This is a genomic window from Bifidobacterium vansinderenii, assembly GCF_002234915.1.
Taxonomy (GTDB): Bacteria; Actinomycetota; Actinomycetes; order Actinomycetales; family Bifidobacteriaceae; genus Galliscardovia; species Galliscardovia vansinderenii.
Window position 1 is genome coordinate 22,601 of record NZ_NEWD01000008.1, and the last position, 22,455, is coordinate 45,055.

The 22,455-nt window shown below is 61.5% G+C and carries 21 protein-coding genes and 4 tRNA genes; 11 read left to right on the plus strand and 14 right to left on the minus strand.

Going from position 1 to position 22,455, the window contains the following annotated elements; translation table 11 throughout:
* The first annotated feature begins 210 nt into the window (after positions 1-210).
* From galE to Tam10B_RS05085, 5 genes are all read left to right on the plus strand, one after another.
* On the plus strand, positions 211-1,224 hold the full coding sequence (galE, locus tag Tam10B_RS05065; protein WP_093960183.1) for a UDP-glucose 4-epimerase GalE: 1,014 nt from the start codon (positions 211-213) through the stop codon (positions 1,222-1,224).
* A gap of 169 nt (positions 1,225-1,393) precedes the next feature.
* On the plus strand, positions 1,394-2,260 hold the full coding sequence (trmB, locus tag Tam10B_RS05070; RefSeq protein ID WP_233133600.1) for a tRNA (guanosine(46)-N7)-methyltransferase TrmB: 867 nt from the start codon (positions 1,394-1,396) through the stop codon (positions 2,258-2,260).
* Between the two features lie 137 nt (positions 2,261-2,397).
* Positions 2,398-2,469 (plus strand) — tRNA-Glu (locus Tam10B_RS05075).
* A gap of 46 nt (positions 2,470-2,515) precedes the next feature.
* Positions 2,516-2,589: transfer RNA gene (locus Tam10B_RS05080), tRNA-Asp, on the plus strand.
* A gap of 43 nt (positions 2,590-2,632) precedes the next feature.
* Positions 2,633-2,708, plus strand: a tRNA-Phe gene (locus Tam10B_RS05085).
* 214 nt (positions 2,709-2,922) lie between these two features.
* On the opposite strand, the gene Tam10B_RS05090 is transcribed toward Tam10B_RS05085, so the two are convergent.
* The 3 genes from Tam10B_RS05090 to Tam10B_RS05100 form a co-directional block, all read right to left on the minus strand.
* Entirely contained in the window at positions 2,923-3,453 is a 531-nt protein-coding gene (locus tag Tam10B_RS05090) for a low molecular weight protein-tyrosine-phosphatase (protein ID WP_093960184.1), read from the minus strand.
* Complete coding sequence (locus Tam10B_RS05095) at positions 3,450-4,118, minus strand: dihydrofolate reductase (protein WP_093960185.1); 669 nt, start codon at positions 4,116-4,118, stop codon at positions 3,450-3,452. The genes Tam10B_RS05090 and Tam10B_RS05095 overlap by 4 nt, the downstream gene beginning before the upstream one ends.
* Before the next feature lie 112 nt (positions 4,119-4,230).
* Positions 4,231-5,103 carry a thymidylate synthase gene (locus Tam10B_RS05100; protein ID WP_093960186.1) on the minus strand — a complete coding sequence of 291 codons (873 nt, stop codon included), beginning with the start codon at positions 5,101-5,103 and terminating at the stop codon, positions 4,231-4,233.
* A 171-nt stretch (positions 5,104-5,274) separates the two neighbouring features.
* On the opposite strand from Tam10B_RS05100, the gene Tam10B_RS05105 reads away from it, so the two are divergent.
* A complete protein-coding gene (locus Tam10B_RS05105) occupies positions 5,275-5,688 on the plus strand; it encodes an OsmC family protein (RefSeq protein ID WP_093960187.1) in 414 nt (137 codons plus the stop codon).
* A 68-nt stretch (positions 5,689-5,756) separates the two neighbouring features.
* On the opposite strand, the gene Tam10B_RS05110 is transcribed toward Tam10B_RS05105, so the two are convergent.
* The 4 genes from Tam10B_RS05110 to Tam10B_RS05125 all read right to left on the minus strand — a co-directional run bounded on the left by Tam10B_RS05110 (position 5,757) and on the right by Tam10B_RS05125 (position 9,908).
* Positions 5,757-6,830, minus strand: a complete 1,074-nt coding sequence (locus tag Tam10B_RS05110) for a universal stress protein (protein WP_093960188.1) — start codon at positions 6,828-6,830, stop codon at positions 5,757-5,759.
* Between the two features lie 274 nt (positions 6,831-7,104).
* Positions 7,105-7,866 carry a C40 family peptidase gene (locus Tam10B_RS05115; RefSeq protein WP_233133601.1) on the minus strand — a complete coding sequence of 254 codons (762 nt, stop codon included), beginning with the start codon at positions 7,864-7,866 and terminating at the stop codon, positions 7,105-7,107.
* A gap of 118 nt (positions 7,867-7,984) precedes the next feature.
* Positions 7,985-8,794 carry a C40 family peptidase gene (locus tag Tam10B_RS05120; protein WP_332881258.1) on the minus strand — a complete coding sequence of 270 codons (810 nt, stop codon included), beginning with the start codon at positions 8,792-8,794 and terminating at the stop codon, positions 7,985-7,987.
* A 145-nt stretch (positions 8,795-8,939) separates the two neighbouring features.
* Entirely contained in the window at positions 8,940-9,908 is a 969-nt protein-coding gene (locus tag Tam10B_RS05125) for a CHAP domain-containing protein (protein ID WP_093960189.1), read from the minus strand.
* Between the two features lie 337 nt (positions 9,909-10,245).
* On the opposite strand from Tam10B_RS05125, the gene serC reads away from it, so the two are divergent.
* Positions 10,246-11,391, plus strand: coding sequence for a phosphoserine transaminase (gene serC / locus Tam10B_RS05130; protein ID WP_093960190.1), 1,146 nt, complete (start codon positions 10,246-10,248; stop codon positions 11,389-11,391).
* A gap of 96 nt (positions 11,392-11,487) precedes the next feature.
* On the opposite strand, the gene manA is transcribed toward serC, so the two are convergent.
* The gene (manA, locus tag Tam10B_RS05135; protein ID WP_093960191.1) at positions 11,488-12,936 is read right to left on the minus strand and encodes a mannose-6-phosphate isomerase, class I; all 1,449 of its coding nucleotides are present in this window, start codon (positions 12,934-12,936) and stop codon (positions 11,488-11,490) included.
* A gap of 120 nt (positions 12,937-13,056) precedes the next feature.
* On the opposite strand from manA, the gene Tam10B_RS05140 reads away from it, so the two are divergent.
* Positions 13,057-13,317, plus strand: coding sequence for a DUF2530 domain-containing protein (locus tag Tam10B_RS05140; RefSeq protein ID WP_093960192.1), 261 nt, complete (start codon positions 13,057-13,059; stop codon positions 13,315-13,317).
* Between the two features lie 214 nt (positions 13,318-13,531).
* Here the strand turns inward: Tam10B_RS05140 and Tam10B_RS05145 are convergent, their stop codons facing one another.
* Positions 13,532-14,842, minus strand: coding sequence for a sensor histidine kinase (locus Tam10B_RS05145; protein WP_233133602.1), 1,311 nt, complete (start codon positions 14,840-14,842; stop codon positions 13,532-13,534).
* Positions 14,843-15,067: 225 nt separating this feature from the next.
* On the opposite strand from Tam10B_RS05145, the gene phoU reads away from it, so the two are divergent.
* Complete coding sequence (phoU, locus tag Tam10B_RS05150) at positions 15,068-15,775, plus strand: phosphate signaling complex protein PhoU (protein ID WP_093960193.1); 708 nt, start codon at positions 15,068-15,070, stop codon at positions 15,773-15,775.
* A gap of 211 nt (positions 15,776-15,986) precedes the next feature.
* On the opposite strand, the gene Tam10B_RS05155 is transcribed toward phoU, so the two are convergent.
* The 4 genes from Tam10B_RS05155 to lysS all read right to left on the minus strand — a co-directional run bounded on the left by Tam10B_RS05155 (position 15,987) and on the right by lysS (position 21,294).
* Positions 15,987-16,724 carry a phosphoglyceromutase gene (locus Tam10B_RS05155; RefSeq protein WP_093960194.1) on the minus strand — a complete coding sequence of 246 codons (738 nt, stop codon included), beginning with the start codon at positions 16,722-16,724 and terminating at the stop codon, positions 15,987-15,989.
* 126 nt (positions 16,725-16,850) lie between these two features.
* Positions 16,851-17,930 carry a 1,4-dihydroxy-2-naphthoate octaprenyltransferase gene (gene menA, locus Tam10B_RS05160; RefSeq protein ID WP_158214132.1) on the minus strand — a complete coding sequence of 360 codons (1,080 nt, stop codon included), beginning with the start codon at positions 17,928-17,930 and terminating at the stop codon, positions 16,851-16,853.
* Between the two features lie 136 nt (positions 17,931-18,066).
* Positions 18,067-19,320: an MFS transporter gene (locus tag Tam10B_RS05165; protein ID WP_093960196.1), complete on the minus strand. Its 1,254-nt coding sequence runs from the start codon at positions 19,318-19,320 to the stop codon at positions 18,067-18,069.
* A gap of 270 nt (positions 19,321-19,590) precedes the next feature.
* Entirely contained in the window at positions 19,591-21,294 is a 1,704-nt protein-coding gene (gene lysS / locus Tam10B_RS05170; RefSeq protein ID WP_164520682.1) for a lysine--tRNA ligase, read from the minus strand.
* Between the two features lie 199 nt (positions 21,295-21,493).
* Here lysS and Tam10B_RS05175 point away from each other — a divergent pair.
* Together Tam10B_RS05175 and Tam10B_RS13220 are read left to right on the plus strand one after the other, a co-directional pair.
* Positions 21,494-21,570 (plus strand) — tRNA-Pro (locus Tam10B_RS05175).
* 278 nt (positions 21,571-21,848) lie between these two features.
* Positions 21,849-21,989, plus strand: coding sequence for a hypothetical protein (locus Tam10B_RS13220; protein WP_158214133.1), 141 nt, complete (start codon positions 21,849-21,851; stop codon positions 21,987-21,989).
* A gap of 18 nt (positions 21,990-22,007) precedes the next feature.
* Here Tam10B_RS13220 and Tam10B_RS05180 read toward each other — a convergent pair.
* Positions 22,008-22,455 (minus strand): IS30 family transposase (locus tag Tam10B_RS05180; RefSeq protein WP_143248541.1); only part of this gene is annotated, 448 nt, incomplete at its 5' end.

The following is a 22,455-nucleotide window of genomic DNA, read 5'->3' on the forward strand; positions in this document are numbered from 1 at the left end:
AAATTCCAACGAAATCGTCTTGTTCATACGCAGACCTATGATTTACCGTGATTTTGTCTGCATGTCGCCCAACGGTGGGCTATACTGAAGATGTTAAAAAAGATAACAAAAGCGAGCAAAAGTGAACATTTTGCGTCACGGGCCGACAGATTAACCGACATATCCCGCCGACGCGCAATGTCACCGCCCGCTATGTCAGGAAGGTACACCATGACAGTTCTGGTCACAGGAGGCTGCGGCTACATCGGCGCACACGTGGTCCACGCCCTTCATCAGGCCGGCGAAAAGGTCGTCGTCGTCGACGATCTGAGCTACGGCAAGCCCACTCGCATCGAGGGCTCCCGCCTGTACGGCATGGACATCTCCGCCCCCGGCGCCGGCGAGCGCCTGGCCGAGATCCTCGACGCCGAGGACGTCGAGGCCGTGATCCACTTCGCCGCCCGCAAGCAGGTGGGCGAGTCCGTCGAGAAGCCGCTGTGGTACTACCAGCAGAACATCAACGGCATGCTCAACGTGCTCACCGGCATGACCAAGTCCAAGAAGGCCAAGAAGCTCGTCTTCTCCTCCTCCGCCGCCACCTACGGCGTTCCGCCGGTGGACGTGGTGCCCGAGGACGTGGTGCCGATGCTGCCGATCAATCCGTACGGCCAGACCAAGCTGTTCGGCGAGTGGATGGCCCGTGCGTGCGAGGAGCCGTTCGGCATTCGCTTCTGTGCGCTGCGCTACTTCAACGTGGCCGGCTGCGGCCCGGTGGAACTCGAGGACCCGGCCACCCTGAACCTGATCCCGATGTTGCTCGACCGTCTGAAGAAGGGCAAGGCCCCGGCGATCTTCGGCGACGACTACCCCACTCCGGACGGCACCTGCGTGCGCGACTACATCCACGTCTCCGATCTGGCCGACGCGCACATCGCCGCGCTGAGCTACCTCGACCGCGACGAGCGCAAGTACGATGCCTTCAACGTGGGCACCGGCGAAGGCACGTCCGTGCGTCAGATCGTCGACGAGCTGAAGAAGGTCACCGGCCTGCCGTTCAAGGAGACCGTAATGGCCCGCCGCGCCGGCGATCCGCCGCACCTGATCGGCTCCCCCAAGCGCATCAACGAGGAGATGGGCTGGCATGCCAAGTACAACGTGGAGGACATCGTTCGCTCCGCATGGGAAGCCTGGCAGGCCAACCCCGAGCATCACATCGACGTCGAGCACTGGAAGCAGGCCGACTGATAGCGTGATCACACCATGACGGATAGACGGGTCCGTGACCGCGAAAACGGCGGTCACGGACCCGTTTTTATATTCCCGCCATCGTGGCACAGGCCGACGCCCCATTCATTCGCGACGGTTCGCTAGGGTGGAGTCATCATCGATATCACGATCAGCAATCGGAGTTTTCATGAACGATTCCATGACCGCCGCACCAGCGGACAACACGCCCCAGAACGACGAGACGACGCCGCAGCCCGCGGAACGTCCCTATGAACATCGCGAACTCATGTCGTTCGTCCGCCGCTCCTCACGACTTGACAAGCGTCTGCAGAAGGCGTGGGACAACTATGCCGGCACCTATCTGCTCGATCTTCCCCAGGTGGGAGGCCGCGAACTGTCGGTTGACCCCGATTTCCATTTCGACCGGGCATTCGCGGAACGCACGTGGGGCAACGGCAACCCGCTGATCGTGGAGATCGGCACCGGGCAGGGCGAGAACATCGTCGCCGCCGCGCAGAACAATCCCGAAACGAACTTCCTGGCGCTGGAGGTCTATCGCCCGGGCGTGGCCCACGCGCTGCTCAAGGCCGGCAAATACGAACTTTCCAATCTGCGCGTGGCCGAGGTGAACGCCCCCGATCTGATGAAGGTCTGCGAGACCGGCCTGCTCGAGGAGGTGTGGACGTTCTTCCCCGACCCGTGGCCCAAGACCCGTCACCACAAGCGCCGCATCGTGCAGGATGCGCTCGCCGTGGACGTGCACCGCGCACTGCGCCGGGGTGGACTGTGGCGCATCGCCACCGACATCGAAGACTACGCCCTGCATGTGCACGAGGTGATGGACGGACGCGACGACTTTGAGAACACCGGCACGATCACCGTGAGTCTGCCCACCGAGCACGTCAGCAAGGGCACTGCGGACACTGCAGCGTCCCTCCCCCACGCCGACTTCTCCGAGTCGGAACGCTTCGACGGCCGCGTGCTTACCAATTTCGAGAAGAAGGGCATCGACGCGGGTCGCGTGATCCACGATTTCGCCTACCGCGCCAAGTAGCCGCCGTCACTCCCCAACAGACAGCTCGATAACGGTCAAACCGTTGAAAACACAGGGGTTCAAGCCGATAACCACCAACGCGACACGCCGAGAGTTGCGCATCTGAAATGACTCCCGTAATATCAATCGAGTTGTTCGCCCCCGTCGTCTAACGGTTAGGACATCAGACTTTCAATCTGACAACGAGAGTTCGACTCTCTCCGGGGGTACGAAATCAACCGCAAGGTTGGATTTCATGAGTAGTTTACTACTTGTGGCTCCGTAGCTCAGTTGGTTAGAGCGCCGCCCTGTCACGGCGGAGGTCGCCGGTTCAAGTCCGGTCGGAGTCGCGAATGGCAAAGCCCGGTTTCGGCCGGGTTTTTCACTATTCATGGCTCTGTAGCTCAGTTGGTAGAGCGAACGACTGAAAATCGTTAGGTCAGCGGATCGATGCCGCTCGGAGCCACCAGACATCCCCGTCGGGTTCTCCGGCGGGGATTTTTTGTATTCGGGTTCGGATTTGTCGGGTTCGGACGTCGAGCCCTCCCTCAGTCCGACTGTGCCGAACAGCTCCCTCCCTGGGAGGGAGCACGAAGGGTAACCAGCTCGCAGTCAACTCCCCTCAGTCGGCCATACCGACAGCTCCCCTCATTCATGAGGGGAGCCAGAACACCGCGAACTTGTCAGAGCTGGGTTTCGATCCAGTCGACGATGTAGGGGGCCACTTCCTCGATCTGGTCGATGGCCACGTCGAATTCACGAGGACCGCCATACCACGGATCCACCAGATCGATCTGATCCTCATGGCCCGGCTTGGGCGTGGGAAGGTTCGGATCGAAACTGCGGTACATGTGCACCTCGCCGCGCTTGCCGGCAGGCAGCTGACGCAGCAGGGAACGCATGTGCGATGCCGTCATGGGCAGGAACAGGTCGGATTCCTCGATCTCATCGCGGGTGATGCGATGCGCGAAATGATGCGGATCCACCGCGTACCCACGCTCGCGCAGCACCTTCTGGGCGCGCGGATCGATCGGATTGCCATGCTCCTCACTGCTCACACCGCTGGACATCACACGCACGCGGTCGCCCAGTCCACGTTCCTCCACAAAATGCCGCAGAATGATCTCGGCCATGGGGGAACGGCAGATGTTGCCGGTGCACACGGTCATTACGGTGTAGCGGTCATCGGGACGGTTGGATCGGGTATCGGTCATGACTTCCTTTCATATTCCACGAAACGGTATCCGGCGATGCCGGTGTCCTTGGCAGGCTTCATCCATCCGGTTTCGCCGGCCACCTGCCACAGTCCGGCCTCCACCAGTTCGTGCAGCGGCGGGGCGAACGTGTCGGCGGGGAATTCGGCGTCGATCTCGGTGATGAACGCCTTGTCGGCGAACGGCAGGGCCTCACGGAAGATCTGCGCACCGCCGATCACCCACAGTTCGTTGCGCTCGATGCCATCGTCCGGGATGGCTTCCTGCCGGGCCAAATCCAAGGCGTCGTCAACGGAGCTGACCACGGTGGCGCCACGCGCACGATAATGATCGTCGTGTGAGATGACGATGTTGTCACGGTTCGGCAGCGGACGATACCGCTCCCCCAGCGACTCCCACGTACGGCGACCCATGATCACTGGATGCGAGATCGTCAGATCCTTGAAATGCTTCATGTCTTCGGCAAGATGCCAGGGCATGGTCCCCTCGAATCCGATCGCGCCGTCGCGACCGTCCGTGCTACGGGACTGTGCCCAGATCAGATTGACGCGGATCGGGCGCAGACCGTCGTCATGCAGGTCCTCGTTCTCCCAATCCTCATCGTAAAGCCCGGCAGAACCGGGCTTGGGTTCGTGATAGCCGCTACGGCTACTGTCATGGTCCATCGAAAAACTCCTTCATACGCAAGTGGTTTTCATCCTAACGATGCGGCCAGACGGGGCGTACAGCGACACACGAGAGGCGCAGCACGCCCCGCCGGCCGACGTCAGGGACATATCAGACCGCCACGGGGGCCTTGATCGCCGGGTGATGGCGGTAGTCCACGATCTCGAAGTCGTCGAACTCGTAGTCGAAGATCGACGCGGCCTTACGGATGCGGATCTGCGGATAGGGGTACGGTTCTCGTCCCAGCTGGGTGAGCACCTGTTCGATGTGATTGTCGTACACGTGGCAGTCGCCGCCGGTCCACACGAACTCACCCGGCTCGAGACCCGCCTGCTGGGCCATCATGAGCGTGAGCAGGGAGTACGAGGCGATGTTGAACGGCACGCCGAGGAACATGTCGCAGCTGCGCTGGTAGAGCTGGCAGGACAGGCGTCCGTCGGCCACATAGAACTGGAAGAGCGCGTGGCATGGCGGCAGAGCCATGTTCTCCACTTCGGCCGGGTTCCATGCGGAGACGATCATGCGGCGGGAGTCGGGATGATGCTTGATGAGATCCATGACGTTGGCGATCTGGTCGATCGTGCGGTTCGGATCGTCCGGCGTGGGCGCGGGCCAGCTACGCCACTGCACGCCGTAGACCGGGCCGAGATTGCCTTCGGCGTCGGCCCACTCATCCCAGATGTGCACGTTGTGCTCCTGCAGCCAGCGCACATTGCTGGAGCCCTTGAGGAACCACAGCAGTTCGTAGGCCACGCCCTTGAAGTACACGGTCTTGGTGGTGAGCAGCGGGAAGGCGTCCCTGAGATCGAAGCGCATCTGCCTGCCGAACAGGGAGATCGTGCCGGTTCCCGTGCGATCGGATTTGAGCGTGCCTTCGGTGAGGATGGTGCGCACCAGATCCTCGTACGGCATGGGAATGTCCGTTTCTGGACGAGCGGGGATGCGTGCGCGAATGTCATCGAGCTGTTCTTGAGTCAAAGCCATGGAATCCAGTGTATAAGGGGTGCCACAGAAACGTGGGATCCGCCACAATACCATCCACTGGGAGAGTATATGAGAGCGAGGGACGCCGCCGTGGATTAGATTGGACAGTGGAATGCCGGCAAGCCTGCCGGGCATGCCGGAACACAACGAATTCTTCGACAAGGAGGAATCATGGGCAAGCGCATTTGGGTGGAACGGAACAAGGATGGTTCCTGGGACGCCTTCTCCGATGACGGTGCACACATCAAGTTCGGCAAGGACAAGGGTCAGTTCACCCCCGGCGACCTGATGAAGGTGGCTCTGGCCGGCTGCGCCGCGCTGAGCAGCCAGTTCGCCGTGGAAAGCGCCTGCGGCGAGGGCAAGGGCGCCAAGGTGGTTGTGGACGGCACATATGACCAGTACCACGACGCCTACATCAACTTCACCGAGCAGCTCACCGTGGACGCGGTCGATGCCGGCCTGAGCCCCGAGGATGTGGAGAAGCTCAAGGAGCGCATCCGCCGCCACGTGGACAAGGCCTGCACCGTGAAGCACACCTACGAGCAGGACACGCCCTGCCGCATGGACATCACGGTTCGTTCGTAGTCTTTTCCCTACGACATGAAAAAGCTCCCTCAGATGAGGGAGCTTTTTCGTAAGTGGACGTAAGAGGATCAGGCCTTGTGCTCGGGGTCGATGGTGGCCTCGATGGCGTGTGCGGCCTCGGCGTCGGCGGTGGGTACGGAAACCTCCTGCACGCCGCTGATGTCGTCGAGGGACTTGGGCTTGACGTCGGCCGGCGATGCGGGCACGGTGTCGAGACGGGACTCGGCGGCCTCCACGTACTTGCGCGGCACCACGTAGACGGGGCTGACGGAGTGCTGCAGCAGACCCTGGCTGGTGGAGCCGAGGATCAGACCGGTGAATCCGCCACGGCCGCGGGAGCCCACGACCACCACGTCGCTGTTGTGGCTGGCCTCGGTCAGCGCGGTAACGGCGGAACCCGGCACCACGGACTTGGCGATGACCAGATCCGGGAAGCGCTCCTGAATCGGGGCGATGCGCACGTCGAGATCCTCAAGATACGATTCCATGATGCTGTTCGCCTCGGCACCGCCGGAACCGCCGGATGCGAACATGCCCATGCCGCCAAAGCTCGGCACGGCGCTCATGACCGTGAGCTTGGCTCCCCACTGATGAGCGAATTCCGCGGCGATGTCGAGCGCCTTGAGACCCCACTTGGACTCGTCGGAGCCCACGACCACCGACGTGATGGTGTTGTTGAGGTGCATGAGGTTGCCGTCATCGTCGGTGTAGGGCACGACCACGATCGGGCAGTACGCGTAGGCCGGCAGGCTGGAGCTGGTAGTGCCCAGCAGACGTTCCGCAAGGCCTCCCTTGCCGCGGTTGCCGATGACGATGAGGTTGTAGTTGCGGGAGAGCTCCACGAACACCGAGCTCGGATCGCCGGTGACGATCAGCGTGGCGGCCTCCACACCCTGCTCGTCGGCGATGGCCTTGGCCTTGGACAGGATTTCCTGGGCGTCGGTGTGTGCAACGTTGTCGTCGCCCATGGCGGTGTAGGTGGCGTCGAAGGAGACCGCTGCATAGCTCGGCAGTGAGTATGCGCAGACGATCTGCAGTGTCAGGCCGGCGTGCTTGGCGTAGTTCGCAGCCCACCACGTGGCCTTGTAGCTGGCATCCGAACCGTCCACACCTACAAGGATGGCCTTTTCGTTGACAGTCATGATGTACCTCCCCTTGTGTTCTGGGAAAGACCATGCGTCTGTGCATGGTTCCTACTTGTAAGGATAGCGTCTGAAACCACGAAACGCCGGTAAGTGCCGACAGTGAACATGCTTGGCAGGGCTTGGTTCGCTTCGCTGTGAACGATCGTCTTTTGGCGGATTTTCAACCGAATACGACAATGCCCGCACCGGAAAATCCGATGCGGGCATTGCCTGGTGGCGCGTGTCTCCGATGTCACCGGGCGACTTGCACGATGACGTTCCGCGATGACGATTACAGGATGCGGTAGTACTCGAAGGTGGCGTAGGACGCCGAGCTGACGATGGTGCCGGTACTCGGAGTGGAGGCGTGGACCATCTGTCCGCCACCGATGTAGATGCCCACATGACCGGACTTCCACATCAGATCACCGGGTTCGGGATTGGTGACCCTGACGCCGTGTGCCACGGCGTAGGCACGCTGGTCGGCATCGGTGCGTCCGATCTCCAGACCGAACTGGCGGTAGACGTACGAGGTGAAGCCGGAGCAGTCCCAGCCGGACGGCGTGGTACCGCCGTAGACATAGGGAACGCCCTGGAACTGGAGGGCGTATGAGACGACCGCGGCGCCCGATGTGCTGGTGGGTGCGCTGACGGCCGCGGACGATGATGAAGAAGAGGATGAGGAGTCACCGGATGCACCAGCAGCCGTCGATTCGCGTTCGGTGGAGCGGCTGGCGGCCTGCTCACGTTCCTGCTGGGCCTGAGCTTCGGCCTCGGCCTGGGCCTTGGCGTCCTTTTCCGCCTGGGACTCGGTCTGGGGAACCTCCAGATTCTCCACGCCGCCCCAGTTGGAGGCGTGATCGACGGATGTGGATGCCGATTCCTTGAGCAGCGATGCGTAGCGGGACTGCTGGCCCTTGAACGAACGGGACGACGTCACGACGCCGGTATCGGCGGCACTGGCCGCCGGAGCGAGGAACGCGGACATGGAGACCACCGCAAGAGCGGATACAAGAGAAGAGACGAACCTTACACCAATACGAGTTTTCATCATCAGGACATGACTATACCAAGCACCGGCGAACGCCCGAAAGCCCCCGTAACGAAAAAGCGCCCCGAAACGGGGCGCTTGTACACGTAAATCAGCGGTCGGACCTTGCCGACCGGATCGGTCAGAGGACTCGACGGATCGAGTAGCCGCCGGTGAAGGCGACGTTGACCGGTGTGACGGCGGTGCCGACGCGGCTGTTCAGGGAGTTGACCACCTTGCCGTCGCCGATGTAGATGCCGGCATGCGCGCTGTTGGCGATGATGTCGCCGGGCTGGGCCTGATCGAGGCTGGCCACCGCGGTGCCGACCGTGGCCTGAGCTCCGGAGGTGCGAGGCAGGCTGACGCCGACCTGGGAGTAGACGTACTGCACGAAGCAGGAGCAATCCCACTGGCGGGCGGAGACGTTGCAGCCGCCATAGGTGGCGTTGCCGACGAACTGCATGGCGAAGCTGATCACAGCGGAGGCGCTGGTGCCGTTCACCGGGGTCACCGTAGCGGCACTGGACGAGCTCGCGGACGAGGAGGAAGACGATGAAGACGACGTTCCGGCCGTGGTACCGGTCTGGGACGTACGATCCGTGGAACGGCTGGCGGACTGGGCCTGTGCCTGAGCACGGGCGGCGGCCTCAGCCTGCGCCTGGGCCTGAGCGGCGGCTGCCGCGGCTGCGGCCTCGGCGTCCTTCTCGGCCTGGGACTTGGTCTGGGGAACATCAAGCGATTCGATGCCGCCGTAGCTGGAATCGGAATCCACGCTGGTGGAGGTGGACTCCTTCAGCAGGGCGGACGTACGGGACTGCTGGCCCTTAAACGAACGGGATGACGTCACAACGCCAGTATCGGCGGCGCTGGCCGCCGGAGCGACGAAGGCGGACATGGATACGACCGCAAGCGTCGCGGCAAGAATGGAAATGGATTTACGTGCTTTCATCATTACCTCACTACCCTAACACTATGCGCCGAAAACGCTCAGAACGTTAACAGCGAGGAACAATATCGAACATTATCGTTCATATCGCACGACAACGTTCGACCGTCACACGATGGCGACGTCAACAAGAACAACAATCCAGTACGGATCAGTAGTGGATGTACTGGAAATCATGCACGTTGGAGAACGTGCGGGACATGGTCTGGCCGTTCAGCGACGCACCGCACTCGGACGTGACTACCGAACCGTCGGGATTGATCGACTCGACGATGGCCACATGACCGTAGACGGCGCTGGCGCCTTCCTGGCCACGCTGGAATACCATGATGTCACCCACGCGCGGGGTGTTGTCCACCCAGTAGCCGAGGGCGCGGGCGGAATCAGCCCACTGTGCGCCGTTGCCGAAATAGGAGCCGACGGGCAGACCGAGCTGCTGGCGTCGTACGTAGGCCCACCACGTGCACTGGGAGAACGAATAGGCGTTGCCGGTGTCGCCCGTGTCGTGGTTCGGGTTGAAGTCGGCGGGCAGATCGGCCGCATCGCGGTCCATGAGCTTGGCGACTTCGGGGTTGTTGGCCAGGGACTTCGACATCTGCGAGGCGTCGAGCGCATCGGATTCGGACGACAGGCTCCATGCGGCGGAGTCGTCGGCGCTCACTCGGGCCTCGGAACGGGAGACCGTGGCGGAGGACACGTCGGCGTTGGTGTCACGCAACGTCGCCGTGGAGGACGAGGATTCAGAGGACTGCACCGTCGCGACGGAGGCGTCGGTGGTGTCGGTCACCAGAGAGGAGACCGCATCGGAAGCCGACGGAAGTCCCGCGGAGGACGCCGTGGATGCATAGGCGAAGCTGCTGGCGGTGGCCGCAAGCAGGGCGAACGCCGAAGCGCTCAGGAACTGCTTCTTGTGCGCCTTCTGACGAGCCGCCTGACGAATGGCCCTGCGAGTGGTGGGTGCACCCTCGTTGAGGATCTTGGCGACTTCGGGAACCACGGCAAGGGGTGAATTCGCATACACCACGGCCGAGGTATGCGCAGCCCGACCGGGACGGGCAGGCCTATACACACTTGCCGAACCGGTGCTCTGGGCATTGGCCTTATGAGCCGCATGTCTCATTGCAAATCACTCCTTGGATAACTTTGTCCAAAGTTGGATACTAACCGGTTCAAGTGACGGATACAAATCGAACCTACCGATCGGAAAGGTCAAACGTTTGATGTGCTTGACATTCACAGTATTTTCTGATAAAGGAACGGCTTCACATTGCAATCACTCAGAGAAATCACTGTAAGATCAAAGGTTTTACCGTGCAACATCGAGCCATATTGCCAGTTGAAAGTCCATCATTCCATCGGATGATTTCCATGAATCCCGAGGAAATGCGCACTATGAACCAAAATGTCCACATTCTCACATTATGAGAAAATATGGTGGTCTGGGTACGCTGGGCCCCATGATCGATGCCGTGAAAATTCCCATGTCCATGCTGCCCGAAGACGGCCGGTTCGGCTGCGGCCCCAGCAAAATCCGCCACAAGCAGGTCAAGGCACTCACCGAAGCCGGCTACAACCTGCTTGGCACCTCACACCGTCAGGCGCCCGTCAAGCACGTGGTCGCATCCATCCGCGAAGGACTGGCCGACTACTTCTCCATCCCCGACGGCTGGCAGGTGGCCCTCGGCAACGGCGGCGCCAGCGCCTTCTGGGAGATGGCCTGCGCCTCGCTGATCTCCCGCCGGGCCGCATTCGGCGTCTACGGCTCGTTCAGCGGCAAGTTCGCCACCAGCGCCGCCAAGGCCCCCTTCCTCGAGGAACCCGTAGTATATAAGGCCGAATACGGCTCCTGCGCCATCCCGCAATACACCGACGACGTGGACGCCTACTGCTGGGCGCAGAACGAGACGTCCACCGGAGTGATGGCCCCTGTCCAGCGCGTGCCCGGCAGCGTCGAACAGGGTGCGCTCACCCTCATCGACGCCACCAGTGGTGCCGGCGGCCTGCCCATCGACATCAGCCAGACCGACGCCTACTACTTCTCCCCGCAGAAGGTGTTCGGATCCGACGGCGGCCTGTGGTTCGCCATCCTCTCCCCCGACGCCGTCAAGCGCGCCGAGGACGTGGAGAAAAGTGCCGAGCTCGATGGCGCACGTCGCTGGGTGCCCCCGTTCCTTTCTCTCACGCAGGCACTCGCCAACTCCCGCAAGGACCAGACGCTCAACACCCCGGCCATCGGCACTCTGGTGCTCATGGACGAGCAGGTGCGCTGGCTCAACGAGCACGGCGGACTGGAATGGGCACAGGCCCGTTGCGCCAAGTCGGCGAACATCCTGTACACATGGGCGGAGAAGTCCGACTACGCGACCCCGTTCGTCACTGACGCCTCGTTGCGCTCCAACGTCGTGGTGACCATCGATCTGGACGACTCGATCAAGGCGTCCGCCGTGGTGTCGGCACTGCGAGACAACGGCATCGTGGACACCTCCGGATACCGCAAGCTGGGCCGCAACCAGCTGCGCATCGGCGTGTTCCCGTCCGTCAAGCCCAGCGACGTGGAGGCACTCACCTACTGCATCGACTACGTGGTGGAGCATCTGCAGTAACGGCGACGATATGCGCAATATACTAGGAGTGCGATAGGAATACGAGACGATCCGTCCTCACGGATCGGGAAATTTCGTACGGATCCACACTCCGATCTAGAGACCGGTGGAGGCCAGCAGATAGGCCCCGCCGGTCGTTTCATATGCGTCCCATGCGACGTCTCCGTCCGAGACGGCATTCGAAGCAGTGATGGATACCGGACCATCAGCCGACGGAATGAAAACGGCATCTCCCCCATGCAATGCGTACGAAGCCGGACCGGCCCCGGCATCCGCCGGACCCGGCATCACCCGGGAACAGTTCAGCTCCCCGGACAGACAGACCAGTATGCGGGGCCTGGATGCGCATTCGGGTGACGGTACGATCGCCGAGGTCTCATGAAACGGGTATCCGGCCAATGCCACTCCCCCGTCTTCGGCGTCCGCCCGACCGAGTTTGAGTGAAAACTCGTCCAGTCCGGGACGGTACAGCACGCCATCAGGCCGGGCGAAGGATTCCGGCCGGCGGACCGGTTCCGGCATCGGTCTGAGATTACGCAGCATGTTCGGCACGTCACGATGCTTCACCGTCAGTCCGGCACGCAACACGTTGTCGGAATTCGTCATGATCTCCGCGGCCATACCTCGTATATAGGCATGCGGCGTGCCCGGGGTGATGAACGCCCCCTCCCCCGGTTGCAGCCGTACGGGATTCATCATCAGCAACGCCAGTACGGACGGATCGTCGGGAAACGACCGCGCCGCATCGATAGCGTTATCGAACGCGGATCGGACAGTATCCCGATCACCGGTTCGGCCGATTCGTTCACGCGCCACAGTCAGCATCGACAGCCAATCCATGGGCCGCCGCGCATCGGTCCACCGCGCATCAGACCGCCACGCGTTTTCTCCGGCTGTCACCGCGGCCCAGAACGCACGAAATACGCTACGCCCAGGTACACCCCACGACACCGAAGACGGCGGCATGTATGCGTCCACCGAACGAACATCAACCAACGACGATGGATCACCATCGGTCTTCCCCGTCAGCAGCCGCACCATCAGACAGGCAAGATCACAATCGACTAAACGGAGTGCGGCAATCTGCTGAGAGATCGGCGCAAATCCAATCGACGCACGGAAATCCTCCAGTGCCACCACCATCTCCGACTTGCCGTGGGCGTCACGAAACGACCGGTCGAACGCATCAAGCGGCACCCCTGCGGCATTCTCCCGATGAAAGCCCGCCCTGGCCTCAAAATCCAACGGATGCACCTGCAACGACAGCGGTCGATGCACGGCGATCACCTTGAGCAGATACGGCAGCATCGGCCCCCACCGATGCGACGCCACCGGGCCGAGCATACGAGCCGGATTCTCACGAACCGCGGCATCCAACGCAACGTCTGCTCCCCGCATGGTCACGATGGACGGCGACTGCGGATGCCCTCCATACCAGAGCTCGGCCAACGGACCAGTCACGCCGCGCATCGCCGGCATCAGCGATTGCAATCTCGTCGACGATCCCCAGGCGTATCGCTTCGGTACCGGTCGAATCGGAATCATTCCATCCCCCTTCCGGCTCCCGGATTGAACAGACGCATACCGTCGACGACATTCATGCGCACTCACCCAAGGTTACCCAACATACAACCGAAGACAACCCCCGGCTGTAAGGTGTTCCCTATGAAATTGGCACCCATTCTCGATCCAGGCGCTCGCAAGCCCGGCCCCAAGCCCGCACAGGTGGATCTGCACAGGGTGTTCTTCATCGGCACGACGCTGTGGCTGATCGCGGGGATCGTCTGCCTGATTCTGGTGCTGCTGGGCAAGCACGCGACCGGTGCTCTCATCGTATGCGTGGCCGGCATGATCATCGGCGTGCTGCTGCTCATCTGGGAGCACTTCAACCGGTGGTACTACCGCAGGCTGGGGAACCAGAAGTAGGTTTTTTACTGGGGAGCCTGTTCCGTCCATCGGTGTTTTATCCCTCCCTCAGTCCGCCTTCGACGGACAGCTCCCTCCCTAGGAGAGAGCACGAAGATGCATAACACGCCCTCGACGAAGGAGAACGACAGCCTCTGCTGAAGAAGCACGAAGATGCGCAACGCGTCCCCGACGAAGGAGCACAGTCTCCGCTGAGGAAGCATGACAATAACGGCTAATCGGCCAGAGGCAGGGAGAAGGTGAAGGTGCTGCCTTGTCCGGGGGCGCTCCACACCGAAACCGAACCATGATGGGTGAGAGCCACATGCTTGACGATGGCCAGGCCCAGACCCACGCCGTCGCCGGTGCGCGACGACTGGTTGGAACCACGATAGAACCGTTCGAAGATGCGCGGCTGTTCCTCACGCGCGATGCCGCATCCCTGATCGACCACACGAACCACCGCATGCTTGCCGTCCTTGGCCCTGGACACGGCGATGCCCACGGCCTTGCGCTCCGGGGAGTAGTCGATGGCGTTCTCGATGAGCTTGCTCAACGCGCCCTGCAGCTGCTCGCTTTCCGCGTGCACCATGATGTCGTCCGCACCGTTGACGATCACCCTCACACCGTCCTTCCAGGCAAGCGGCGCCATGACGTCCGCGGCCGCGCGCACCTGATCGAGCAGGTTCACCAGATTGTCTTTGCTCGGCACAACCTTGGACTGGGCCTTGATCAGCAGCAGCAGATCGGCGACCAGATGACTCAGATGACTCGCGTAGTTCCGCACCCTTGAGGCCTCCACGAGAATCTGACTGATGTCCGCGTCATCTTCCTCAAGGTCTTCGCCCAACGTCTCCAACGCACGAGTAGGCTTGAGCAGCTGCTCGGTCACGTTCGCCACGAAGTCCTCACGTACCTGCGCGAATCGATGCTCCTCGCTCACATCGTTGATGATCACCAGCGTCTTCGTTTCGCTGATCTGACCAACGGTGACCTTCAGCCAGTTGGGCCGGGTGAACACCACCGTACCGTCGCCGATCACCTGCTGCTTCGCGGCAGCCGCACCATCGTCACCGTCATCGCCGAACCGGTATTCGTTCGCGAACCGATCGGGCGTCTGCGTCACCAGTTCGCAGGACCGTTTGCCTCCCGACTCGCGAACACTGTGCACAGCCTGCAGAATACGGTCGTTCACCAGGCATTCGTCGTTCACGATGCCGAGACGGTAGGTGTCGGTGCTGGCCTGCAGCACCTCATCGTTCTCGTCCACCACCACCGTGAGGCCGGGAATGACGGACAGCATGCGCACGGTTTCGAAATCGAGTTCATCGTCGTCATCGTCGTCGTCATCGTTGCGTTTACGGGAGCGACGGAAGCCGATGCTGGCACGCCAGTGCGCGATCGCATCGGTGTTTATATACTGAGAGAGGAACGGATACGCCCAGTTGTACAACTTGGAAATCAGAGCCACGATCGCGATGAATATCATCACGCAGAAGATCACGAAGATCACCATCGATACGATCTGGGCGTTTTGCGTAGTCATGTCACCATTGTCGCACGATGTGAGGCATCATGTCGGAACATCGAACGGCTTGCAACGGGCATTGAGGCCCGCCGCAAGGTGAAGTCAAGGTAAACATGACGGTGAACACTCAGACAATTCGCGGTTTACACCGTGCGGCAACGGAGTCATTTCGGTGTTCATCGCCTAGAATGGGAAAAGGTTTGCAATCGGAAAATTGCAACGAAAATGGAAAGGCAAAGAGAAATGCGCGTAATCTTCACCGAGGAGATGAAGCAGGTAGCCGACGACCTCGATCGCATGGCACAGGAAGTGCGTACTGCGATTCTCGGTGCCGGCAAGGCTCTGCTCGAATCTGATGTCGAAGTCGCCCAGAACGTCATCGATGGCGATCTGGAGATCGACGCCCTGGAAACCAGCGTAATCAACCAGTGCGTGCAGCTGCTGGCCCGTCAGAACCCCGTCGCCACCGATCTTCGCGTCGTGGTGTCCACGCTGCGTCTGGCCTCCACCTTCGAGCGCATGGGAGATCTGGCCCGTCACGTCGCCGAGATCGCCCGTCGCACCTACCCGGAGTCCGCGCTGACCCCGGAGACCCGCGAAGTGTTCTCCAAGATGCAGCAGTTCCTTGACGAGACCACCGAAGAGCTTATCCACGTGCTCTCCAACCGCGACGTCAAGGCCGCCGAGCAGCTGATCATCAACGACGACAAGCTCGATGCCCTGCACCTGCAGATCTTCGACATCGTTAACAGCGACCAGTGGACCGGCACCACTCAGCAGACCATCGACGTGGTGCTGTTGGGCCGCTTCTACGAGCGCTTCGGCGATCACGCCGTGTCCGCCGCTCGTCGTCTGGTTTACATCGTCTCCGGCTTCGACCCTACCAAGGCTCCGCAGACCAAGGCCGATTCTTCTGCCAAGGATCCGTACCTGTCCGTTCCGGAGAAGTAGTCCGACCGCTGATTCGTTCGAACGGTGGGTTTCCGCTTTACTGCAGGAACCCACCGTTTTGTTTTATATTCTTTCATCCGCTCAGCCGCCTCCCTTGGCACCGGGCCGGTGAAACAGACTGCGATTGCAAACAAAAAGGGAGGACCCTCCGTCATATTGGCGGAAGATCCTCCCTGAACGATTAGCGATTAGCGGACCGAAGTCCGTTCAATCACTTGCCCTGGTTGGCGACGGCGGCTGCACCGGCAGCGGCGGCCTCCGGGTCCAGGTACTCACCACGCGGCTTGATCGGCTTGAAGTTCTCGTCAAGCTCGTACACCAGCGGGATGGCGGTGGGGATGTTCACCTTGGCGATCTCCTCTTCGCTCAGGTCGTCAAGCATCTTGACGATGGCGCGGAGGCTGTTGCCGTGGGCGGCGATCAGCACGGTCTTGCCGGACTTGAGCTCGGGGATGATCTCGGACTCCCAGTACGGGGTCACGCGGGCCACGACGTTGGCCAGGGCCTCGGTCTCGGGAACCGGATCGCCGGCGTAGCGCGGGTCGTTGTTCTGCGAGTACTCGTCGTTCGGATCGATCTCCGGCGGCGGGGTGGCGTAGGAACGACGCCAGAGCATGAACTTCTCGTCACCGTACTCCTGACGGATCTCGGACTTGTTCTTGCCCTGCAGGGCGCCGTAGTGGCGCTCATTGAGGTGCCAGCTACGCTTGACCGGGATCCACAGACGATCGGCGGCATCCAGCGCGATGTTGGCGGTGTTGATGGCGCGACGCAGCAGGGAGGTGAACACGATGTCCGGAAGGACGTTCTTCTCCTTGAGCAGCTCGCCGCCGCGCTTGGCCTCGGCTTCGCCCTGCTCGGTCAGCGGGACGTCCACCCAGCCGGTGAACTGATTGGTCTTGTTCCATGCGCTCTGTCCGTGACGGAGCAGTACTAGTTTGTAAGTCATACGGCACAGTCTATGCCAATCTTGCGACGAAAACCATGGCAAAACCCTCACGATTCCATAACGGACAGGTAAACATTCGGCATGTTTTCCAGTCGATGTCACAACGTTGACATCATTGAATTGACGTCATTGAATAAAGACGATTCCGAACCCTCCTCCCGCTGCGAGCACGCCCACGGCAAAGATCACCGCGAACACCATGCACTGCCTGCCGGCGATAGCCAACGCCGAACGGAAATCATGATGGGACACGGCCTGGATCAGTCTGGTCTGCATGATCGCGGCGACGGCGGCCCATACGATCAGCCCGCCGCCGAAACCGACCAGCAGCATTAGCGCAGTGGCGATGAACCAGTTCAGCACACAGCACACGACGAGTGCGTTTCGCGCGCCGTTTCTGCCCAAGCGAACGGCCAGAGTCCGCTTGCCGTGAATACGATCATCGTCGATGTCGCGAAGATTATTGACCATGAGAATCATCACGGCGTTGAGTCCGGCGCAGACCGCGGCGAGCACGCCGATGGCGTCGATACCGTAGCGACCACGCCAGAATTCATGCAGAGGCCAGATGCCGGGCTCCCCCGGCCTGGCGAAATCGAACACCGACAAATCGGGACCGACGAACCCATTGAAGGCCTGGCAGATGGCGAACTCCGTGCCGAGGGTGGCGACGAGTCCGAAGAAGACGAACACGAAAAGCTCGCCGAATCCCGCATACCCGTATGGGTGCCGGCCACCGGTGTAGAACCATCCTGCGATCAGACAGAATGCGCCGATGAGAATCAGCCAATACTGGCGACTGACGATGGCGACGCCGAGTCCGCACAGGCACGCGAGCAGTGCGGCGACACCGGCCGCGGCGAGCACACGCCTTGGCGGGACCAGACCTGACGCCGTGAGGCGCTGCGGCTTGCCGGACGCGGCCTCGTCGACGGAACGATGTTCGTCGGCGCCACGAACGCCATCGGAGTAGTCGTTGGCGAAATTCACGGCGATCTGCAGGAACAGGGCCACGCCCATACACAGCATGGTCACGCCGAGGAATTTGGGCAGGGCGTCGGCAATGGAGTACCAAGGTGCGACGGACCGACCCGTGACGGACGGACCTCGCAGGCCCCAGCCATCCGAACGGGTGAATACGCTCCATGCCGCGGCGGCGCCGGCGATCACTGGTGCGATTGATGCGGGGAGGGTCTTCGGACGCATCCCCTGAATCCATAAGCCCATGGTCATGATTTCAGGTGTAGCAAGAGGGGGTGCCCAACCGAATATCCCAACCGAATATGAAGACTCCCCTCAGCCGACGTTTGTCGATTGAGGGGAGTCGGGGTCAAAGACCGGATCAGCGAGTGGCGCCGTAGGACTTGAAGAACGCACCCATAAGCGCGATGTACAGCACGCCGATGGACATGACCAGGATCGCGCCGAGCTGCATGCCCATGGCGTCGGAGGCCAGACCCATGAGCGGCGGGAAGATCGCGCCGCCGATCAGACCGATCATCATCAGGCCGGAGACCTCGTTCTGGCGCTCGGGCAGATGCAGCAGACCGGTGGTCAGCATGATCGAGAACACGTTCGCGTTGCCCATGCCCACGCAGGCCAGACCGAGGTAGGCCAGCCACGTCGGCATGCCGGTCAGACCGGAGAACAGCAGGAAGCACACGGCGGAGGCGACCATCAGCGCGCCGCACACGCGCAGCATCGCCTTGCGGCTGAACTTCTGCAGCAGCACGGAGCCAGACAGGCAGCCGAGCGTACGGAACGCGAAGTACACGCTGGTGGCGCCGCCGGCGGCCTCAAGACCAAGATCGGAATGCTCCATAAGGATCTTCGGCGCGGTGGCGTTGATGCCCACGTCCACGCCCACATGGCAGACGATGCCGAGGAAGCACAGCAGGATGACGGGGTTCTTCAGCAGCGCAAAGCAGCCGGCGATGCTGGTGTGACCGGTGTCGGGGGCGTTCTCCTTGATCTCGTCGAAGCTCAGCATAATGAACGCGAGCACGGCCACCACAAGGTAGATCGGGTACAGCAGCCACCACTTGCCGAACGTGACGGCGGCCCAGCCGGCGATCAGCGGGGCGATGAACGAGGCGATGGCCTTGACGAACTGGCCGAAGGTGAGCATGCCGGCAAGCTTCTCGTCGTGCGCGAGGTTGCCGACGAGCGGGTTGAGCGACACCTGCATGAACGTGTTGCCGATGCCGAGCAGGCAGAACGAGACGACGATGAACGCAAGCTGCGCGCCCTTGGCGGGAATCAGATAGCCGATGATCGGCAGCAGGCAGCCGAGCGCGGTGATGCCGATGCTCACAAGCACGGTGTGACGGCGGCCGATGCGGTTCATGAGCATGCCGGCCGGAACCGACAGCACCAGGAACCAGAAGAACACCATGGTGGTGAAGATATTGCTCACCGAGTCGGACAGGCCGAAATCGGACTGCACGTAGTTCGATGCGGTGCCGACCAGATCGACGAAGCCCATCACGAAGAACGACATCATGACGGGGATCAGGACGGCGAAAGGCGCGTTGCCGAGCTTGTCGGCGGTCTGCGCGGAAGTCTCCTCCACTTCCGTGGTCTTTGCGCTGCTCATCGTAGTTTTCCTCTCCGTATCCGTTCCGAAGGAACGGTCATCTTTCCAAAACGACCGCCATGCATGGCCGCCGAATATGCGCAACAACGGCTCCGCGGATCGAAAGTGTGTGGGATTCTTCGATGAGATCACGAAGTAACGTCGTTAAACAATTGAGAGAGTTTATTAATAGAACGTTCAAAAAAGCAAATCGACACGCAAATGGAAAGGGGCGCCCCTTCAGATGAAAGGGGCACCCCAGGAAAACATGAGGGAGGTTTAGAAGGTCGCTTACAGCGCGAGGGGCTTGACCAGCGGGAAGGTGATGGTCTCGCGGATCGTGGCACCGGTCAGTGCGATGAGCAGTCGGTCGATGCCCATGCCCATGCCGCCTGCCGGAGGCATGCCCACGCCAAGGGCCTCGAGGAAGTCCTCATCGATGTCGCAGGCCTCTTCGTCGCCGGCGAGCGCGTCCTTGGCCTGGGCCACGAAGCGTTCGCGCTGCACGATCGGATCGTTGAGCTCGGAGTAGCCGGTGGCCAGCTCGAAGCCGCGCACGTAGAGGTCCCACTTCTCCACCACGCCGGGCTTGGAGCGGTGGCCCTTGACCAGCGGGCTGGTCTCGACCGGGAAGTCGCGCACGAAGGTGGGCTCGTACAGCTTGTCCTCGTAGAAGTGCTCCCACAGGTGTTCGACGAGCTTGCCGTGGTTCTCCACGTCGTCGCGTTCCACGCCGAGCTTGTCGGCGATGGCGCCCAGGTGTTCCACGGAGGTGCCGGGGTTGTCGGGGCCACCATTGGGCACGATCTCCTCGCCGAGGGCCTCGGAGAGGGAGTCGTACATGCTGATCTGCTTCCATTCGCCGCCGAAGTCGTACTCGGTGCCGTCGAGCAGGGTGACCTTGTGGGAGCCGAACACGTCCATGGCGGTCTTCTGCACGAGCTCCTTGACGAGCTTGCCGATGGTGTCGTACGTGCCGTAGGCCTGATAGGCCTCGACCATGGTGAATTCAGGGGCGTGGGTGGCATCCACGCCTTCATTGCGGAAGTCGCGGTTGATCTCGAACACGCGGTCGATGCCGCCGACCAGGCAGCGCTTGAGGAAGAGCTCCGGGGCGATGCGCAGGTAGAGGTCCAGGTCGAAGGCGTTCATGTGCGTGGTGAACGGACGGGCCGCGGCGCCACCGTGCACGGTCTGCAGCATCGGGGTCTCCACCTCGATGAAGTCGTGGTCGTCGAACGTACGGCGCAGCGAGGCGACGGCCTTGGAACGGTTGCGCACCATGTTGCGGATGTTCTCGTCGGCGATCATGCCGATGTACGGCTTGCGCGTGCGGGTGTCCTCGTTGAGGTCCTTGTGCAGGGCGGGCAGCGGCTGCAGGGCCTTGGACGCGATCGCCCAGTCGGTGGCGAACACGGACAGCTCGCCGGTCTTCGAGGAAATCACGCGGCCACGGATGTACAGGTGGTCGCCGAGGTCGACGATCTGCTTGAACTGCTTGAGGGAATCGGCGCCGATCTCGCGCTTAGAGATCATGCCCTGGATCTTGGTGCCGTCGCCGGCGGACAGCTGCACGAAGCACAGGCCGCCCGCGTTGCGCAGGAACAGCACACGGCCGGCGATGCCCACCACGTCGTCGGTCTCGTCGCCGGCGTTGAGCTTGCCGTCGTACTTGGCGCGCACGGATTCGATGGTGTCGGTGACATCGAGGTGCACCGGGTAGGGCTCGATGCCGTCCTTGAGCATCATGGCGCGCTTGGCCACGCGCATCTGCACCTGCTCGGGGTGGCCGTAGGAGGAGAGGTCGCCCAGCTTGGCGTTGTTCGGATCGACGGCCTCGTCCAGGGTGGCGCCGGCGTTGATACGGGCGCGGATGTCGGCGTCCTGGTTCAGCAGCAGTTCGGCATGTTCAACGGTGGTAAGGTGACGGCGTTCGCTGCCCTCGGCAGCGTTTTCGGCAGTGTTCTCGCCGTTTTCGATGATGTCTTCACTCATAACTGCACAGTGTAGCGATGCGGCGATACACCGAAAATCCATACTCCTTGAACGCGAAATCACTCGCAAACGTCATCAAAAAATCATGGGGAATCCATTTCGAGATTTCCGAAAAACATGCAGGAATCGTTGAAATCTGGCGCAACACGCCGAGCTTTTGCATGAATCGACGACTCGTGTAATATCTATCGAGGTTCGACGGGCTGTAGCGCAGCTTGGTAGCGCGCTTCGTTCGGGACGAAGAGGCCGCGGGTTCAAATCCCGCCAGCCCGACCAACACAGAAGGATCGCTGGTTTCCAGCGGTCCTTCTTTTTTATTCCGAGCCGATCATGCAGCTCGGCGGTCTCACGGCTGACCTCACGCCGCCACTCCGCGACCCCTGCCGCACATACCTTGCGGCGGCACTGAAAACGGCGGTAAATCGCGTGTCGAGGACGATCACCGCCCATACAATATAGTGCGCATTCAATAGTTCACTTTCAGTGGTCCAACAGCAAGTAATCGCAACACAGTAATCGCAGAGAACATCCTCGAAACAATCGTCAGGAAGATCATGAAGAAAAGTCTTATCGCCCTCGCCTTCGGCGCATTCGCACTCGGCGCCGCGGAATTCGTCATGATGGGCATCCTCTCGCAGGCCGCGCACGACATGGCGGATTCTAGTGGTGGTTGCAACACCTGTGTTGCTGTCTGATTTGGTTGTGTGATCGTATCATGCCGCTTCGATCAGGTCGAGCATGACCTCGATCGGAGACCTGGCGTCAAGGGTCTTTCTGGGACGGTTGTTCATTTTGGCCGCGATCATGTCCAGATACGCCCGCGAATACCCGCCCAGGTCGGCCCCCTTCGGGAAATACTGGCGCAGCAGCCCGTTCGTGTTCTCGTTCGTGCCCCGCTGCCACGGCGAATGCGGGTCGCAGAAGAACACGTCCATGTCCAGCGAGGCCGAGATGCGTCTGTGGAGCGCGAGTTCCGAACCCTGGTCCCAGGTCAGGGACCGTCGCAGAACGGCGGGCAGTTCTCCCATCCGGTCGATGATCGCCCGTTGGACGTGTTCGGCGTCATGCCCGTCGGGCAGATGCAGAAGGATCAGGAACCGGGTGGAGCGCTCCACGAGCGTGCCGATCGCGCTGCGGTTGTTCGCGCCCATGATCAGGTCG

Bases quoted from the DNA above. Each gene is read 5' to 3' on its own strand.
- Tam10B_RS05165 (WP_093960196.1), bottom strand. From the start codon at position 19,320: ATGAGCAGCGCAAAGACCACGGAAGTGGAGGAGACTTCCGCGCAGACC.
- Tam10B_RS05120 (WP_332881258.1), bottom strand. From the start codon at position 8,794: ATGATGAAAGCACGTAAATCCATTTCCATTCTTGCCGCGACGCTTGCG.
- lysS (WP_164520682.1), bottom strand. From the start codon at position 21,294: ATGAGTGAAGACATCATCGAAAACGGCGAGAACACTGCCGAAAACGCT.
- galE (WP_093960183.1), top strand. From the start codon at position 211: ATGACAGTTCTGGTCACAGGAGGCTGCGGCTACATCGGCGCACACGTG.
- Tam10B_RS05125 (WP_093960189.1), bottom strand. From the start codon at position 9,908: ATGAGACATGCGGCTCATAAGGCCAATGCCCAGAGCACCGGTTCGGCA.
- Tam10B_RS05140 (WP_093960192.1), top strand. From the start codon at position 13,057: ATGAAATTGGCACCCATTCTCGATCCAGGCGCTCGCAAGCCCGGCCCC.
- Tam10B_RS05145 (WP_233133602.1), bottom strand. From the start codon at position 14,842: ATGACTACGCAAAACGCCCAGATCGTATCGATGGTGATCTTCGTGATC.
- serC (WP_093960190.1), top strand. From the start codon at position 10,246: ATGATCGATGCCGTGAAAATTCCCATGTCCATGCTGCCCGAAGACGGC.
- trmB (WP_233133600.1), top strand. From the start codon at position 1,394: ATGAACGATTCCATGACCGCCGCACCAGCGGACAACACGCCCCAGAAC.
- manA (WP_093960191.1), bottom strand. From the start codon at position 12,936: ATGATTCCGATTCGACCGGTACCGAAGCGATACGCCTGGGGATCGTCG.
- Tam10B_RS05095 (WP_093960185.1), bottom strand. From the start codon at position 4,118: ATGGACCATGACAGTAGCCGTAGCGGCTATCACGAACCCAAGCCCGGT.
- Tam10B_RS05100 (WP_093960186.1), bottom strand. From the start codon at position 5,103: ATGGCTTTGACTCAAGAACAGCTCGATGACATTCGCGCACGCATCCCC.
- Tam10B_RS05105 (WP_093960187.1), top strand. From the start codon at position 5,275: ATGGGCAAGCGCATTTGGGTGGAACGGAACAAGGATGGTTCCTGGGAC.
- Tam10B_RS13220 (WP_158214133.1), top strand. From the start codon at position 21,849: ATGAAGAAAAGTCTTATCGCCCTCGCCTTCGGCGCATTCGCACTCGGC.
- Tam10B_RS05115 (WP_233133601.1), bottom strand. From the start codon at position 7,866: ATGATGAAAACTCGTATTGGTGTAAGGTTCGTCTCTTCTCTTGTATCC.
- Tam10B_RS05155 (WP_093960194.1), bottom strand. From the start codon at position 16,724: ATGACTTACAAACTAGTACTGCTCCGTCACGGACAGAGCGCATGGAAC.
- menA (WP_158214132.1), bottom strand. From the start codon at position 17,930: ATGCGTCCGAAGACCCTCCCCGCATCAATCGCACCAGTGATCGCCGGC.
- phoU (WP_093960193.1), top strand. From the start codon at position 15,068: ATGCGCGTAATCTTCACCGAGGAGATGAAGCAGGTAGCCGACGACCTC.
- Tam10B_RS05090 (WP_093960184.1), bottom strand. From the start codon at position 3,453: ATGACCGATACCCGATCCAACCGTCCCGATGACCGCTACACCGTAATG.
- Tam10B_RS05110 (WP_093960188.1), bottom strand. From the start codon at position 6,830: ATGACTGTCAACGAAAAGGCCATCCTTGTAGGTGTGGACGGTTCGGAT.